Here is a 14,931-nt window from a genome sequence, read left to right on the forward strand (position 1 = left end):
CGAATTCCCAATATATGAAAGAAAGACCCTCAATCTCGAAACAGAACTGAAACAAAACGCGGCTTTGTGCGGCATGATCCGGATACGGGCCGCAAGCAAAGTTGACGCAACGAAAACAGCCGGTAACGAAACATGGGAACGAAATCGAAAGCGCTGTCCTGGCTCCTCGGGATCAGCATCGCGGCAGCGGTCATTGGCGGCGTCGGCACGGTTGCCGGCAACCCGCTGACAAGTCTCGGCGCGATGACTTCAGGCGAGATTTCGACGCTGCATGCCGCACTGTTTTTCGCCACGGTCTGGATGGTTTCCAGCCTGCGCATCACTCGGCTCAAGGCCCTCTGGCGGGTCGGCCTTAAGCTGACGAGAATGCGCGGCCCCTCCGGCAACTTGCTGCCGAGAGGACCGAAGGCCCGCGCCGCGACGGGGGGCTCCGCACGCGGCGCGGGTGCTTCGGGGGTGTCCTGAAGCATCCTGCAAACGTTCATTTTTGGGGAACCGGTACGATGAAAACGAAATTTGCCGCTTCAGTGCTTTCGGCACTGCTTTACGCACAGGGCCTGCTCGGCTTTGCCGGCGTCGCCACCGTGCTGCTCAGGGACCGCGCGCATGCGGGCGAACTCACCATCGGCAATGACATGCCATCGGGCCCATCGCTGCTGGTGGTACGCTGAGCGTCGGGAGCATCGGACCCAAAGTGGAAAATCCGATGCTCAAACGAAGCGATAGCCTCGGCGTCCGGCCGTCAATCGGCGAATTGCAGCGGCGGATCGAACCGGTAGCCGGCGCCGCGTATGGTGGTGATGGTGTCGGTGTCGAGCTTGCGGCGCAGTCGCACGATGCGCGAATCGATCGAGCGATCGAAGGCGTCGACGTTTTCGGCCGGTGCCGCGGCAATGATGTCGTCGCGCGTCAGCACCTTGCGCGGACTGGCCAGGAACAGCCTGAGCAGCGCCACCTGACCCGGCGAAAGCTGCTCTTCCGTGCCGGAGCGATGCATGACCATGGCCGACCTCAGATCGACGGTCGCGTTCTCCAGCACAATCAGTTCCTGGGTGCCTCTGCCGCGCCGCGAAAGCAGGCCGCCGACACGGGCGGCCAGTTCCCTGACGTTGAGCGGGCTCTCGACGACGTCGGCCGCACCAAGCTCGAGCGCCAGCACCTTGTCGACGAGATCGGCCGGCCGGCAGATCAGGATGAAATCCGGTCCGCCCTCGCCGCCATGGCGGCGCAGCAGATCCCGCCCCTCCGCCTGGCTGAGACTGTCGCCGACGACGACGATGTCGATGCCCTTCCCCGACAGCAACGATTCGGCCTCCCACGGCTGGCGCGCCTGCCGCACATCGTGGCCTCGCCGCCCGAGATGGTCGGCGAGTTCGGTCGCGACCACTTCGGCGACGGAAACGAGCGCAATGACGGATCGTGCGACCATGTTTTCCAACCGTTCCCTGGCAACCGGATATGAGTGCTGGACATCATGTTTATACCCAATCTACTTTCCACTGAAAGTGGCAGCGAGGGCATCGTGAGGGCAAGAATTGTCATCGTCGAGGATGAGCCCGACCTCAGGGATGCGGTCGCCGAATATCTTGGCGCCGCCGGCTATGACACGGTCACCGCTGAAAGCGCGGCCGCCGCGCGCGGCCTCCTTGAAACGCAGTCGTTCCATCTCGCCATCCTCGACATCGCCATGCCGGGCGAGGACGGCCTGTCGCTCGGCCGCTGGCTGCGCTCGCGGCTGCCGATCGGCATCATCTACGCCACCGCCGCCGGCACCGCGCTCGACCGCATCGTCGGGCTGGAGCTTGGCGCCGACGACTACATCGTCAAACCCTACGAATTGCGCGAAGTGCTGGCGAGGGTCCGCAGCGTGCTGCGCCGCGTCCCGCAGCCAACCGGGCTGCAGGACAAGAAAGCCGCGTCGGACCGCCGCTCGGTTGCTTTCGGCCCCTTCCAGGCCGATCTCGACGGCAGGCTGGTCACCGGCGCCAATGGCGCGGTGATCGACATGGCCAAGAGCGAGTTCGACGTGCTGGAAGTTTTCCTGACCCGCGCCAACCGGCTGCTAACCCGCGCCGCGATCTCGGAGGCGATCGGCTTCACCGAAGACCCGGAATCGTCGCGCGCGGTCGACATCCGCATCATGCGGCTGCGCAAGAAGATCGAGACGGATCCGGCCAATCCGAAATTCCTGCGTACAGTACGCGGCGAAGGCTATATCTTCTCGCTGCCGACCGGCGACGGCAACTGAGCATCGAGGCCAGAGGGTTCGGATTCGCAGCCGTTGCTCGCCGATCGAATTGGCCCTGGAGTGACGGCAGACAATGACAGCTGAAGCAGCAAGCTCGGAGATGCAAGGGTTCAGGCAGGGTGCCGCGATGGCGGCCGTGCGCGTCGTTCGCCAGCTGCGCGAGGCCGGCGACTGGCAGCGCGAGATGGAAGGCGTCCTGGAGACGCTCTGTCGCGCCATGGAGTGCCAGCGCGGCATCCTCTTCCGCTTGCGCGAACTGCCCGGCCAGGGCTTCGCGCAGTCGGTCGCCGCGTATTGGATCGACGACCGGTTTGGCGGCGAACTGGCGTCGCCGACCGTCATCATGCAGTCGATCATCAATTCCGACCCGCTGCTGGAGCGGCTGGCCGAGGACGAACGCCAAGGCAAGATCTTCGCCGGCCATACGCGCGACCTCGAAGGCTTTCTGAGAACCGATTTCGAAAAGCAGAGCATCAAGTCGTTCCTGTCGGTGTCGGTCTTCGCGCATGGCCATCTGTGGGGCACGCTGGCGGTCAATGATTGCGTCGATGAGCGCGAGTGGACCGACGAGGAAGAGGCGACGCTGCACATCATCGCGCTGGCCATCGGCGACGCCATCGAACGGTCGCCCTCCGACGCTCATGCCAGCGAGGTCATTCGCCGCACCATGCTGCAGGCCTCGCTCGATGCCATCATCGTCATCGACGAGACCGGCTCGATCATCGAGTTCAACCCGGCCGCCGAAAAGATGTTCGGCTTCCTGCGCAGCGACATCCTCGGCAAGGACCTGCTCGACACCGTCGTGCCGGAATACTACCGCAAGGGCTATACGTCGGGGGCCGAATACATGTCCGGGCGCGGCGCGCCGATGGTCGGCCAACGGCTCGAGACGGTAACCCAGAACGCCGCCGGCGAGGTGTTCCCGATCGAGCTGACGGCAACCGAGATGCGGGTCGCCGAACGTCGCCTGATCTTCGGCTCCATCCGCGACCTGCGCGACAAATTGCGCGCCGAGGAAGAGATCGGTCGCCAGCGTGAGAAGCTGCACCAGAACGAGAAGATGGCGGCGATGGGCTCGTTGCTGGCCGGCGTCTCGCACGAGCTCAACAACCCGCTGGCCGTGGTGGTGGCGCAATCGACGCTGCTGCATGAATTCGCCTCCGACCCGCAGACCAAGGTGCGTGCCGAGAAAGTGCGCGCAGCCGCCGAGCGTTGCGGCCGCATCGTCAAGAGCTTCCTGTCGATGGTCCGCCTTCATCCCGCGGCCCATGCCGAGACCGACCTCAACCAGGTGGTCCGCGCGGCTCTCGAGGTGACCGCCTATGGCGCGCGATCAAGCGGCATCATCATCGACACCGATTTCGCCGCCGGTCCGCTGCTGGCCATGGCCGACGCCGACCATGTGACGCAGGTGGCGGCCAACTTCCTCATCAACAGCCAGCATGCGCTGGCCGGCGTTGCCGGCGACCGGCTGATCAAGGTGCGCACGTTCCGCGGCGACCTGGGCAAACCCGGCTTCTCGGTCGAGGACAATGGACCGGGCGTGCCGGAAGCGATCCGCGCCCGCATCTTCGAATCCTATTTCACCACCAAGCCGGTCGGCGTCGGCACCGGCATCGGCCTGTCGATCTCGAAATCGATCATCGAGCGGCACAATGGCAATGTCTGGTTCGAGGAAGCGCTGCCGAGAGGGGCGCGTTTTGTCGTCCATCTGCCGGCCATCGCGGCCGGCGCCGCCAGCGCCGGCGAGAACCAGCCGCGATCGAGCGGCTTGCGCCATGCCTTGATCATCGATGACGAGCCGGATGTCGCCGGCTCGCTCTCCGACATTCTCGAATTGATGGGCATCAAGTCGCGGATCGCGCCTGTCTGGGAATCGGGCGCCGCCACCTTGGGCGGCCACATGCCGCCGGACATCGTCTTTTCGGACCTGCGCATGCCCGGCATCAGCGGCATATCGATCTATCACGAGCTGCTTGCCGAAAGGCCCGACCTGGCGCGGCGTTTCGTGCTGGTCACCGGCGACCTGATCGGCGCGAAAGCCGAAATCGAGGCCCTGCCGGCGCAGCAGCGGCCACAGATCCTGGAAAAGCCGTTCAGCACCCTGGATGTGCGTAGCGTGCTGTCCGCCATTGCCGAACAGGCGACGGCAAAGGGGTAAGCATCGGTAAGGCGAAAAAAGGCTCCCGACCGGGTTGCGGCGGGAGCCAGGGGAGCGCTGGAGGAAGCGCTCGGGGAGGTCAGAGCATGATCCCAAGGTGGGAACCGGTTTCGGGATCATGCGTCGACGGAAATCAGAAGATGTTCGGCGTATTGGTCAGCGGCGCGGCATTGGCGATCATGCGGATCGCGCGCGCCTTGTGCGTCCCCGACTGCTCGGCGATGGCGCGCAGGCAATCCACGCTCTCGGCACCCCAGGACTGCCCCTTGCAGGCGAAGTCGGTCGCCGACATCGGCAGGCGCGCGGTCCTGGTCGTCGTCTGTGCGCCATCGACGAGGTTGGCTGGCGGCTTCAACGAAGCGAAGGCCGGCCCGACCGTCGGCGCGAACGCCATGCCGATGAAGGCGCAAGCAGCCAGCACCATGAACATTGCCATGGGGTGATCGCTGGCGCGCTGGCGCAGCGCCAGTTTCGGGCGGCGGTCACCGCGCACTGGAGCCTCAAGGCGGCGCTCGTTGCTATTCGTCTGGATTTTCGTATGCATCGCCGTTCCCTTCGTTGATTTTCTTTTTGTGATGAAATGAACTTAGTCGCGCTTTGTAACAGCGTTAAGGTGGCGCAAGGCCGACAATGTAACCGACTTGAAACATGAATTCGGGCAAAATCGGGCAGAATCGGTCATAGCATACTGCCTGCCGGCGAACAGGTCTCGGTCGACCCAACCACTCAGGCTCGAACGCCTGCCGACGACCGATGGCGGCGCTGTCCTTGCCCTCTGGAAGGTACTTGTTCTCCAGTCCGCACGCTTGGCGAAGCCGAGCCGGGACAGCAAGCCTGAAACCGTGACTAACACCCGGATTCTCCGGGATTTTTCGGGTCGACAGCCGGGCGGATTTCAGCTCCGGGCGACGCGCGGATTCCGTCCGGAAAATCGTCTGATTTTCACAACCCATTGCATTTCAATGAAAAATATGATTTTATTGAACGAGTATTCAATAAAAAGAAGAGACGTTTATGAACCCGCACCTCCGCGACGTGGCGATCCCCAACGATTGGGACCGGCGGGGGCTACCGGGCTGGAGTTACCATTCCGATGCCCTTCTCGAGCTCGAGAAGGAGCACGTCTTTCGCAACCACTGGCAGATCGTCGGTCATGTCTCCGATATCCCGGATGCCGGCGACTATCTGACCATGGACGTGGTCGGCGAACGCGCTTTGATCGTGCGTGGCAAGGATGGCGTCGTGCGCGGCTTCAACAATATGTGCCGCCACCGCGGCAGCCGCGTCGTCGCCGACAGCCAGGGCAATTGCAAGAACGCGCTGGTCTGCCCGTTCCATGGCTGGGTCTACAATCTCGACGGCACGCTGCGCGGCGCCGCACGTCCGCGCTCCTTCCCCGATCTCGACAAGACCGAGTTCGGCTTGATGCCGCTCGATCTCGAAGTCTGGATGGGCCTCATCTTCATCCGCTTCCGCAATGGCGGGCCGCAGCCCTCGGTCGCCGAGCTGATGAAGCCGATCGAGCCCGAATTCGCGCATTACAACGCCGCCGACATGGTGCCCTCCTGGGGCATCTGGAACCAGAAGACCCCGGTCAACTGGAAGTCGGTGCGCGATGTCGACAATGAGGGCTATCACGTCGCCATGGCGCATCCAGCCCTTCAGGATCTCTATGGCGCCACCTATTTCGACGAGCCCTTCATCAACGGCGTGTCGCGGTCGTTTGCCACCTACAACCCGCATGCCGGCCGCCGCTGGAGCGTCAAGAACTATGTCAAGATCGCGCCCGAGCCGACGCATCTGCCCGACTATCTGAAGAAGGCCTGGGTCTATTACGGCATCTTCCCCAATGCGGTCATTTCGGTGATGCCGGAATCGGTGCAGTTCTATCAGGAGTTCCCGCTGTCGACCGGGGAGACCCTGCTGCGCGGCGCCATCTACCGCTACCGCGACGAAAGCCGCGCGCAGGCCGCCGCCCGCTACCTCTCCTTCCGCATCGACCGCGACACCATGTCGGAAGACGTGCAGCTGTCGGTGTGGTCGAACGAATCCATGCTATCCGAGGCCTTCGAGGGCTTTTATCTCTCGGACCTCGAATACGGCGTGCGCACCCATCACGATCATCTGCGCAAGATGCTCCCGGTGCTGGGCCTGGAGACCGCACCCGAAGAGAAGGACATGTGGAATCTGAACGACGCGCTCAGGTCGCGGTCTTAGGACCAACGGCGGAGCTGCCGATCTCCCCCCTCGTGGGGGAGATGTCCGGCAGGACAGAGGGGGGCGTGAAGGATCGCTACCTTCGAGTCAATTTGATCGCTGAAAGCTGCACCGGCACCCAATATAGTCGATTGAGATGCTGGCGGGACAGCGCCCCCCTCTGCCCTGCCGGGCATCTCCCCCACAAGGGGGGAGATTAGCCTTCACCCCCGCCACACACCTTCCTTGCGCAAATCATCCATCGTGCGTGAAATGCCCTCGCGCAAGATGCCGACCATGTCGTCGATCTGCTCGCGCGTGATGATCAGCGGCGGCGACATCACGCACATGTTGATCAGCGGCCGGACAAGCAGGCCGAGCTCATGACAATGGGCATCGATGCGCTTGCCGACATCCTTGTCGAGCTGCAGCGGATCCTTGCTGTCGCGGTCGGCCACGCATTCGACGCAACCCATCAATCCCACGCCACGCACCTCGCCGACCAGCGGCAGCTCTTCCAGGGTCTTCAGCTGCGCCTGGAAATAGGGCGCGACCTCCTGCGTGTGGGCAAGCACACCCTCTTCCAGCAGATCGAGGTTTTTCAGCGCCACGGCGCAGCCGACGGGATGGCTGGTGTAGGTCAGGCCATGGCCGAACAAGGCGTCCGGATGGTTCGAGCGCCGCAACTCTTCCAGCAGCCGCTCCGAGATGATGACGCCGCCAAGCGGGAAATAGCCTGAAGTGACACCCTTGGCGAATGTGATCATGTCGGGATCGATACCGAACACGTCACCTGACGCAAAGACATGGCCAAGCCGGCCGAAGGCCGTCACCACCTCGTCGGAAACATAGAGGATGTCGTTGTCGCGGCAGATCTCGCGAATGCGCTTGAGATAGCCGTCGGGCGGCACGACGACGCCGCCGGATGCCTGCACCGGCTCACCGACGAAGGCGCCGATCTTGTCGGCGCCGACACGAGCGACCATGTCGCGGAACTGGTCGACGAGGAAATCGGTGAAGGCGGCAAGGCTCATGCCGTGCGGGCGACGGAACGGATCGGGCGAACACAGCTTGATCACCAGCTCGTCGGCACCGTCCATCCAGTCGCGGTCGCGCGGGCGGCCGTTGAGCGAGGCCGACAGATAGGTCGAGCCGTGATAGGCGCCGCCCCGGCTCAGGATCAGCTTCTTCTCCGGCCGGCCGCGCACATTGTTGTAGAACTGCATGAAACGCAGTGCCGTCTCGACGGCCGAGGACCCACCGGTGGTGTAGAATACATGGCTGAGATCGCCTGGCGCATGGCCGGCAATGCGCATGGCCAGTTCCGCCGACGGCGCATTCATCGTGTACCACGGCGTGTTGTAGGACAGCGCCATCGCCTGGTCGTACATCACCTTGGCGAGTTCCTCGCGGCGGTGGCCGACATTGACGCACCACATGCCGGCAGGCCCGTCGATCAGCCGCTTGCCGGTGCTGTCGGTGATGTAGATGCCGTCGCCCTCGCCGATCAGCGCGCGCGCCTCGGCACCGACAGAACCGGCGTAGGGCCAGGGCTGGATGAGATGGCGCCTGGCCAGTTCGACGGCATCGCCGACGACTTCAGCCGTTTCGGTCGCTCTCAGATCTCTCGCAGCAGCCACAATCGCCTCCACATCATCTCGTCGAATTTTTCTCGGGCACGGAACTCAGCGTCAAACGCCGAAAATGTCGGCTTTCTTCACTTCATTTTGAATGCCCGTTCAATCAATATTGCAGAAATAGCGCTTGATTTCAATCCGCGGATGCGCGCATGATGAAAGAAAGCCGGCAAGGGGAAGAAACAGCTGGCGCCACCACAATGGGATGCCGCATGGCGGGACAGTCCAGGTCAGCAACCGAGATCACACCCGGAGCCCTGCAATGACGGCGGCTGCCGAAGGGTCGCCCCCGTTGCGCATGACGCGGGCCAGACGAAATGCCCTTCTGCAGTCCGAACCCGTACAGGGCCTTGCCCTGATCAGCCCGACCTTTCTCTACGCGCTCATCCTTCTGGTCCTGCCCATCCTGGTGGTTATCGCCCACTCCTTCTGGACGCAGCATTACCTGACCATCGATCGCACCTTCACGCTGGAAAACTACCGCATCGCGCTGACCGAGCCGATCTACCGGGATCTCCTGTGGCGCTCGCTCTACATCTCGCTGACAGTCAGCCTGCTTACTGTCCTATTGGCCTATCCGATCGCCTACTTCATTTCGTTCCATGGCGGCCGCCACAAGAGCCTGTGGCTGTTCCTCATCACCATCCCGTTCTGGACCAGCTATCTCTTGCGCGTCATGTCGTGGAAGGTCATCCTCGGCTACAACGGCGTCTTGAATTCCGGCCTGATGGGCCTCGGCATCATCGACGAGCCGTCGACGGCACTGCTTTACAATTCGAGCGCCGTCATCATCACGCTGACCCATGCCTGGGCTGCCTTCGCCATCCTGCCGATCTTTGTGTCCTTGGAAAAAGTCGACCGCACGCTGGTCGAAGCTGCCACCGATCTCGGCGACGGTCCGCTACGTTCGTTCCTGCGCGTGACCTTGCCGCTGTCGGCGCCCGGCGTCATCTCGGCGGCACTGATCGTCATGATCCCGACCGTCGGGGACTATGTCACGCCGAAGCTGGTCGGCGGCAAGGACGGCGTCATGATCGCCAATGCCATCCAGGCGCAGTTCGGCAAGGCCTCCAACTGGCCGCTGGGCGCGGCCCTTTCCGTCACCACCATGGTCATCGTGACGCTGATGGCGGGCGCCACGGTGCTGATCATTCGCGCCATCCAGAGGCTGGCGCGATGACGGCGGTGCGGCGCTTCCTGTCCGGCGGCTGGCTGCCGGTCTACGCGTTCCTCTACGTCGTGTTTCTCTATCTGCCGGTGATCTTCCTGCCGATCTTCTCGATCAACACGGCGGCGACACCGAAGTTTCCGCTCTCCGGCTTCACCCTGCATTGGTACGCTGACCTGCCCAATACGCCGGCTCTGCTCGACGCCGCCTGGAACAGCCTGATCGTCGGTGTCTCGGCGGCGATCCTGTCCACCGTGCTCGGCATCCTCGCCGCCCGCTCGATCACCCGCTACCGCTACCCCGGCCGCCGCACCATCAACGGGTTGATCATGGCGCCGCTGGTGCTACCGGAAGTGATCGTCGCCATCTCGATGCTGCTGGTGATGCTGCAGCTCGGCTTGAGCCTGTCGCTGTTCACCGTCGTGCTCGGCCATGTCCTGGTCTGCATCCCCTATTCGATGACGGTGCTGACCTCCGGCTTCGAAGGCTTCGACCACAGCCTGGAAGAGGCTTCCGTCGATCTCGGCGAGAGCGCCTTCGGCACCTTCCAGCGAGTGACGCTACCGATGGTGGCGCCGGCGATCATCTCCAGCCTGCTGGTCTGCTTCACCATTTCGCTCGACGAGTTCATCATTGCCTTCTTCCTCACCGGCACCGAGGCGACGCTGCCGATCTACATCTGGGGCCAGTTGCGCTTCGCGGCGAAACTGCCCGGTGTGCTGGCGCTGGGCACGCTGTTGCTGGTTGCCTCTTTCCTGCTGATGACCGTCGCCGAAATCCTGCGTCGCCGCGCGGCCAGACGCACCCAGAACGAGGGAGGCCTCTATGCCTGAGCAGCCGCAAGTCGACCAGCCCACCGTCGGGCGCCTCCAGGAGGACGGGTCCAGGCCTGAACGAGCGATGATCGAGATCCGCAACGTCACCCGCAGCTACGGGGCGTTCAAGGCGCTCGACGATGCCTCGCTGACCATCAGGGAGGGCGAGTTCTTCTCGCTGCTCGGACCATCCGGCTGCGGCAAGACCACGCTGCTGCGGATGATCGCCGGTTTCGACAACCCGACCAGCGGTTCGATCTCGGTCGGCGGCCAGCCGATGGAAGGCATCCCGGCCAATCGCCGGCCGACCAACATGGTCTTCCAGAGCTATGCGATCTTTCCGCATCTCAATGTCGAGCAGAACGTTGCCTACGGATTGAAGCGGCTGAAGCTGCAGGGCGGCGAAGAAAAGCGCCGCGTCGAGGAGGCGCTGGCGCAGGTGTCGCTGACCGGCTTGGGCAAGCGCCTGGCGACAGAACTTTCCGGCGGCCAGCGGCAGCGCGTAGCGCTCGCCCGTGCGCTGGTGATGCGGCCCAAGGTGCTGCTGCTCGACGAACCGCTGTCGGCGCTCGACAAGAAGCTGCGCGAGCAGATGCAGGTCGAGCTGCGCCGCCTGCAGCAGGCGGTCGGCATCACCTTCGTGCTGGTCACCCACGACCAGTATGAGGCGCTCGCAATGTCCGACCGCATCGCCGTGATGTTCGGCGGAAAAATCGCGCAGGTCGCCTCGCCCAAGGAAATCTACCAGCGGCCGGTCAACCGCCAGGTCGCCGACTTCCTCGGCGGCATGAATTTCGTCAAGGCTGAGATCGTCGAGGAGAACGGCGCGTCGCTGGTTGTCGACACGCTGGGCTTCGGCCGCGTCAAGACCGACAAGCCCAAGGCTTTTATCCGCAACGGTGGCGCGGCCACGCTTGGCATCCGGCCGGAACGCCTGCGCGTGCTGTGGGACAACGCGACGGCCAAGTTCGAGGTTGCCGGCAAGGTGATCGAACGCCATTATTTCGGCGAGATCACCCATCTGATCGTCGAGATACCGGGGCTGGAAAAGCCGCTATCGGTGACCGAGACCAACGATTTCGGCGCCGACGACATCCCGGTCGGCACCTCGATCCGCCTCGCCTACGATCCCGAGGCGCTGGTGGCGATGGCCGACTAAAGCCCGGCCATGATCTTGCGCGCCGCGATGCGCCCGGCAACGATGGCGCCCTCGATATAGCCCGGAAATGACGGCGACAGTTCTGAACTGGCGAAATGCACCGGCGGCGTGCCGGCAAGGAGCCTGCGCTCGGCGTCGGTTGCCGTCACATCGATGATGAGATCGCTGTAGGCGCCGCCGCTCCAACGATCATCCGTCCAGTCGCGATAGCTGAGATCGAGCACGCCAGCCGCTTGTTGGCCAAGCGCTTCCACCAGCCTCGCCGTCACTTCGGCGCGCAGTGCCACATCGCCGAGGTCGCGCCAGCGCAAGGCGAGCGGCCCACCGACGAAGACGACCAGCGCCGCATGATCGTCGTCCTTGCTGGCATCACAGGCAAAAAGCCCCGGTAGGTCACGCCACATCACCATGCCGCTCAGGCCATGCTCACGCCAGAAGGCAGCGGGATAGCGTACCAGCACCTTGATCACCGCGCCGCTTTGCCAGACCGCCAGCGATCTTTGCAGGCCAGCCGGCAATGGCGGCGCAAAATCCAGTTTCGCGGCCGTCGCCGGCGGCACGGCAATCAACACCGCCCGTGCCTCGATGGTGCCCGTCGCCGCGACAATGCGAACCCTTCCCGGCCCATGTTCGATCGCCTTGACCGCGGTATTCAACCGCAGCCGGTCGCCGAGATCACGAGCCAGATCGTCGGCCAGCGAATGCATGGTTTCGCGCACGAAATACTGCAGCTCCGACACCTCGTTGGTGATGCGCCGGTCATTGTCGATCAGGTGCCACAACGGTATCTTTTCCAGTGCCTGGCACCACAGGCCCTCGATCATCGAACGGAACGCCGCCTTGGCGTCGTCGGGATCATTCTGGCTGGCGAGCCATGTGGCGACGGAGAGCCCAGCAATCGCGGGATCATCCGGGTCGATCCTGTTCATGCGGTCGCGGATGGCCATCGAGGCGAGATAGGTTCGCTCGGCTTCCGCCTCGCTCATCGCCGGCTGAGCGACAAACTCGCCGTCGACATAGGCCTCGACCAGAGCCTTGCCGCGCGTCTCGACCAGGGCCATCAGCTCCGGCATGTCCTCGCACAGGAACTGGCCGCCGCTGTCGACACGCTCGCCAAGTCCGTTCTCGGTGGACTCCACGCGTCCGCCGACGCGGTCGCGTGCTTCCAGCAACAGGAAGTCGATGCCGGCTGCCTTCAGCTCAAGCGCCGCCGACAAGCCGGTGAAGCCGGCGCCGATGATGACGACATCGGTTCTTTCCGGTCCGCTCTTCAATAGCCGGCCTTGATCTTCTCGAACTCGGCCACCATGCGCTGCTTGAGATCAGGCGCCACCGGCTGCTGGAACAGCGTCTTGTCGAGGAATTTGTCGAGATTGTCGAAGCCGCGGTCAGTTAGAACCTTGTGGTCGATCGCCGCCATGCCGGCGCCGTTGCCGTGGCCGTAGCCGAAGGTCTTGACCATATAGTCCGACACCGGGGGTGCGTTGACGGCGCTGAGGAATTCATAGGCTTCATCGAGCTTGCCCGGCGCGTCCTTCATCAGCACATAGCCGCACACCCAGGTCGAAATGCCTTCCTTGGTGTCGCGGTTCATGGCGATCGGCATGCCTTGCCCCTTGAGGGTCACGAAGGTTTCGTTCCAGCCCCAGACGAGGTCGACCTCATTGCCGATAAAGGCCTGGTTGAGGTCGGTGTCGTCGGTCCAGTAGAAGCGGATGTTCTTGTGCACATCGCGCAGGAAGGCGGACGCCTCCTGGAACTGCGCATCGGTCATCCTGGTCCAGTCCTTGAGGCCGATGACGAGACTTGCCAGCGCATAGGCATCGTCGACATTGTCGCCGATGGTGACGCGGCCCTTGAACTTGGGATCGGCGAAGATCCTGAGCGACTGCGCCTGGTCCGCCGTGACCTTGTCCGTGCGGTAGAGCAGTGAGGTGTTGCCCCAGTCGAACGGCATGAACCAGGCCTTGCCGTCGGCGGTGGTGGCGAGGTCCTTCATCGCCAGGATGCCGGGATTGAGATCCTTCCAGCCGGCGATCCTCGAAGTGTCCAGCGGCTGCAGCACGCCGGCCTCGCGCCACTTGACCACGCTTTGCGAGCAGGGGTGGGCGATATCGGCCTTGAAGCCGGCCCGCATCTTCTCGAAGGCTTCGTCCTCGTCGCCGAAGAAAGCGAAGGTCGGCTCGGCGCCGTATTTGGCGGTGTAGGCGGGGTGCAGCAACGGATCCTCATAGCCCGACCAGTCGAACACGACGAGGTCGCCGCCGCCTTCCGCCAAGGCATAGACCGCGCCAGCACCAATCAGACACGCGGCGGCAAGGGCAAGGCGGCGTAGCACTGATTTCATGGCGCGAAATTCCCCCATCGCGAACAAGGCTGCTGCGAGGTTAGGAGAATTCGGCTCACTTGGCGAGCCCGTCTGCCGCCCGATCGGCGCGCAGACGGGACACCCAGAACAGGGATCAATAGCCGGCTTTGATCTTCTCGAATTCGGCGATCATCTTGAGCTTGAGGTCGGACGGCACCGGCGACTGGAACAGCGTCTTGTCGACGAATTTCTGCACGTCGTCATAGCCCTTTTCCTTCAGGATCGCCTGGTCGACGCCGGCCATGCCCTTGGCGTTGGCCTGGCCATAGCCCCAGTCCTTGACCAGCACCTTGGCGGTCTCGGGATCGTTGACGGCGTTCAGATAGTCATAGGCCTTGTCGATGTTGCCAGGCGCATCCTTGAACAGCACGTAGCCGCAGACCCAGGTCGAGATGCCCTCGTTGGTATCCTTCTTCGACTTGATCGGCACGCCGGCAGCCACCGACTGCACCGTGGCATCATTCCATGCCCAGGCGAGGTCGACCTCGCCGCCGCTCAGCAGTTGGACAACGTCGGTGGTGTCGGTCCAGTAGGAGCGCACATTCTTGTGCACTTGGCGCAGGAAGTCGGACGCCTGCTTGAACTGGTCGTCGGTCATCTTGGTCCAGTCCTTGAGGCCGATGGCGAGGCTCGCCAGCGCATAGGCGTCGTCGACATTGTCGCCGATCGACACACGGCCCTTGAACTTTGGATCGGCGAACGCCTTCAGCGATTGCACATCCTTGGCGTCGATCTTGGAGGAGTTGTAGGTGAGCTGCGTGTTGCCCCAGTCCCACGGCATGAACCAGGCCTTGCCGTCCGATGTCGTGGCAAGATCCTTCATCGCCATGATGCCGGGATTGAGGTCTTTCCAGCCTGTGATCTTCGAGGTGTCGAGCGGCTGGAGCAAGCCCGCCTCGCGCCATTTCACCACGCTTTGCGAGCAGGGATGGCCGAGATCGGCCTTGAAGCCGGAACGGACCTTCTCGAACGCCTCATCCTCGTCGCCGAAGAAGGCGAAGGTCGGCGAATCGCCGTTCTTCTCGACATATTTCGGGTGGAAGCCCGGGGCTTCGTAGCCGGACCAGTCGAACACGATCAGGTCCTTGTCGGCGGCGATCGCCAGTGCCGCGACTGATGCCGCCAGCGTTCCAGCCAGTGCCAGGGTCAATGTCAGGCGTCGAGTGAATGTCTTCATTG

The 14,931-nt window shown here is 63.4% G+C and carries 14 protein-coding genes; 8 read left to right on the forward strand and 6 right to left on the reverse strand.

Going from position 1 to position 14,931, the window contains the following annotated elements; translation table 11 throughout:
* Positions 1-132 precede the first annotated feature (132 nt).
* On the forward strand, positions 133-465 hold the full coding sequence (locus BPNPMPFG_RS18845; RefSeq protein ID WP_258590211.1) for a hypothetical protein: 333 nt from the start codon (positions 133-135) through the stop codon (positions 463-465).
* 38 nt (positions 466-503) lie between these two features.
* Entirely contained in the window at positions 504-671 is a 168-nt protein-coding gene (locus tag BPNPMPFG_RS18850) for a hypothetical protein (RefSeq protein ID WP_258590212.1), read from the forward strand.
* 71 nt (positions 672-742) lie between these two features.
* Here the strand turns inward: BPNPMPFG_RS18850 and BPNPMPFG_RS18855 are convergent, their stop codons facing one another.
* Positions 743-1,429: a response regulator transcription factor gene (locus tag BPNPMPFG_RS18855; RefSeq protein ID WP_258590213.1), complete on the reverse strand. Its 687-nt coding sequence runs from the start codon at positions 1,427-1,429 to the stop codon at positions 743-745.
* Between the two features lie 45 nt (positions 1,430-1,474).
* On the opposite strand from BPNPMPFG_RS18855, the gene BPNPMPFG_RS18860 reads away from it, so the two are divergent.
* Positions 1,475-2,248, forward strand: coding sequence for a response regulator (locus tag BPNPMPFG_RS18860; protein WP_258590214.1), 774 nt, complete (start codon positions 1,475-1,477; stop codon positions 2,246-2,248).
* A gap of 73 nt (positions 2,249-2,321) precedes the next feature.
* Complete coding sequence (locus BPNPMPFG_RS18865; RefSeq protein ID WP_258590215.1) at positions 2,322-4,409, forward strand: PAS domain S-box protein; 2,088 nt, start codon at positions 2,322-2,324, stop codon at positions 4,407-4,409.
* Between the two features lie 133 nt (positions 4,410-4,542).
* Here the strand turns inward: BPNPMPFG_RS18865 and BPNPMPFG_RS18870 are convergent, their stop codons facing one another.
* A complete protein-coding gene (locus tag BPNPMPFG_RS18870) occupies positions 4,543-4,953 on the reverse strand; it encodes a hypothetical protein (protein ID WP_258590216.1) in 411 nt (136 codons plus the stop codon).
* Between the two features lie 470 nt (positions 4,954-5,423).
* Between BPNPMPFG_RS18870 and BPNPMPFG_RS18875 the strand changes: the two genes are divergently transcribed.
* Positions 5,424-6,626, forward strand: coding sequence for an aromatic ring-hydroxylating oxygenase subunit alpha (locus BPNPMPFG_RS18875; protein WP_258590217.1), 1,203 nt, complete (start codon positions 5,424-5,426; stop codon positions 6,624-6,626).
* A 203-nt stretch (positions 6,627-6,829) separates the two neighbouring features.
* Here the strand turns inward: BPNPMPFG_RS18875 and BPNPMPFG_RS18880 are convergent, their stop codons facing one another.
* Complete coding sequence (locus BPNPMPFG_RS18880; protein ID WP_258590218.1) at positions 6,830-8,245, reverse strand: aminotransferase; 1,416 nt, start codon at positions 8,243-8,245, stop codon at positions 6,830-6,832.
* Between the two features lie 259 nt (positions 8,246-8,504).
* Here BPNPMPFG_RS18880 and BPNPMPFG_RS18885 point away from each other — a divergent pair, with 259 nt between their 5' ends.
* The 3 genes from BPNPMPFG_RS18885 to BPNPMPFG_RS18895 all read left to right on the forward strand — a co-directional run bounded on the left by BPNPMPFG_RS18885 (position 8,505) and on the right by BPNPMPFG_RS18895 (position 11,384).
* Positions 8,505-9,422 (forward strand): ABC transporter permease, encoded by a 918-nt coding sequence (locus BPNPMPFG_RS18885; RefSeq protein ID WP_258590219.1) that lies wholly within the window; start codon positions 8,505-8,507, stop codon positions 9,420-9,422.
* The gene (locus BPNPMPFG_RS18890; protein ID WP_258590220.1) at positions 9,419-10,243 is read left to right on the forward strand and encodes an ABC transporter permease; all 825 of its coding nucleotides are present in this window, start codon (positions 9,419-9,421) and stop codon (positions 10,241-10,243) included. The genes BPNPMPFG_RS18885 and BPNPMPFG_RS18890 overlap by 4 nt, the downstream gene beginning before the upstream one ends.
* A gap of 67 nt (positions 10,244-10,310) precedes the next feature.
* Entirely contained in the window at positions 10,311-11,384 is a 1,074-nt protein-coding gene (locus tag BPNPMPFG_RS18895) for an ABC transporter ATP-binding protein (protein WP_258596811.1), read from the forward strand.
* Here the strand turns inward: BPNPMPFG_RS18895 and BPNPMPFG_RS18900 are convergent.
* The 3 genes from BPNPMPFG_RS18900 to BPNPMPFG_RS18910 all read right to left on the reverse strand — a co-directional run bounded on the left by BPNPMPFG_RS18900 (position 11,381) and on the right by BPNPMPFG_RS18910 (position 14,929).
* Positions 11,381-12,658, reverse strand: coding sequence for a flavin monoamine oxidase family protein (locus BPNPMPFG_RS18900; RefSeq protein WP_258590221.1), 1,278 nt, complete (start codon positions 12,656-12,658; stop codon positions 11,381-11,383). The genes BPNPMPFG_RS18895 and BPNPMPFG_RS18900 overlap by 4 nt on opposite strands.
* Positions 12,655-13,731: an extracellular solute-binding protein gene (locus BPNPMPFG_RS18905; protein WP_258590222.1), complete on the reverse strand. Its 1,077-nt coding sequence runs from the start codon at positions 13,729-13,731 to the stop codon at positions 12,655-12,657. The genes BPNPMPFG_RS18900 and BPNPMPFG_RS18905 overlap by 4 nt, the downstream gene beginning before the upstream one ends.
* A gap of 115 nt (positions 13,732-13,846) precedes the next feature.
* Positions 13,847-14,929 (reverse strand): ABC transporter substrate-binding protein, encoded by a 1,083-nt coding sequence (locus BPNPMPFG_RS18910; protein ID WP_258590223.1) that lies wholly within the window; start codon positions 14,927-14,929, stop codon positions 13,847-13,849.
* Positions 14,930-14,931 lie beyond the last annotated feature (2 nt).

Source organism: Mesorhizobium sp. AR07 (assembly GCF_024746815.1).
In the GTDB taxonomy this organism is placed as follows: domain Bacteria; phylum Pseudomonadota; class Alphaproteobacteria; order Rhizobiales; family Rhizobiaceae; genus Mesorhizobium.

Bases quoted from the DNA above. Each gene is read 5' to 3' on its own strand.
- BPNPMPFG_RS18855 (WP_258590213.1), bottom strand. From the start codon at position 1,429: ATGGTCGCACGATCCGTCATTGCGCTCGTTTCCGTCGCCGAAGTGGTC.
- BPNPMPFG_RS18885 (WP_258590219.1), top strand. From the start codon at position 8,505: ATGACGGCGGCTGCCGAAGGGTCGCCCCCGTTGCGCATGACGCGGGCC.
- BPNPMPFG_RS18905 (WP_258590222.1), bottom strand. From the start codon at position 13,731: ATGAAATCAGTGCTACGCCGCCTTGCCCTTGCCGCCGCGTGTCTGATT.
- BPNPMPFG_RS18870 (WP_258590216.1), bottom strand. From the start codon at position 4,953: ATGCATACGAAAATCCAGACGAATAGCAACGAGCGCCGCCTTGAGGCT.
- BPNPMPFG_RS18895 (WP_258596811.1), top strand. From the start codon at position 10,311: ATGATCGAGATCCGCAACGTCACCCGCAGCTACGGGGCGTTCAAGGCG.
- BPNPMPFG_RS18845 (WP_258590211.1), top strand. From the start codon at position 133: ATGGGAACGAAATCGAAAGCGCTGTCCTGGCTCCTCGGGATCAGCATC.
- BPNPMPFG_RS18850 (WP_258590212.1), top strand. From the start codon at position 504: ATGAAAACGAAATTTGCCGCTTCAGTGCTTTCGGCACTGCTTTACGCA.
- BPNPMPFG_RS18875 (WP_258590217.1), top strand. From the start codon at position 5,424: ATGAACCCGCACCTCCGCGACGTGGCGATCCCCAACGATTGGGACCGG.
- BPNPMPFG_RS18910 (WP_258590223.1), bottom strand. From the start codon at position 14,929: ATGAAGACATTCACTCGACGCCTGACATTGACCCTGGCACTGGCTGGA.
- BPNPMPFG_RS18865 (WP_258590215.1), top strand. From the start codon at position 2,322: ATGACAGCTGAAGCAGCAAGCTCGGAGATGCAAGGGTTCAGGCAGGGT.
- BPNPMPFG_RS18860 (WP_258590214.1), top strand. From the start codon at position 1,475: ATGTTTATACCCAATCTACTTTCCACTGAAAGTGGCAGCGAGGGCATC.
- BPNPMPFG_RS18890 (WP_258590220.1), top strand. From the start codon at position 9,419: ATGACGGCGGTGCGGCGCTTCCTGTCCGGCGGCTGGCTGCCGGTCTAC.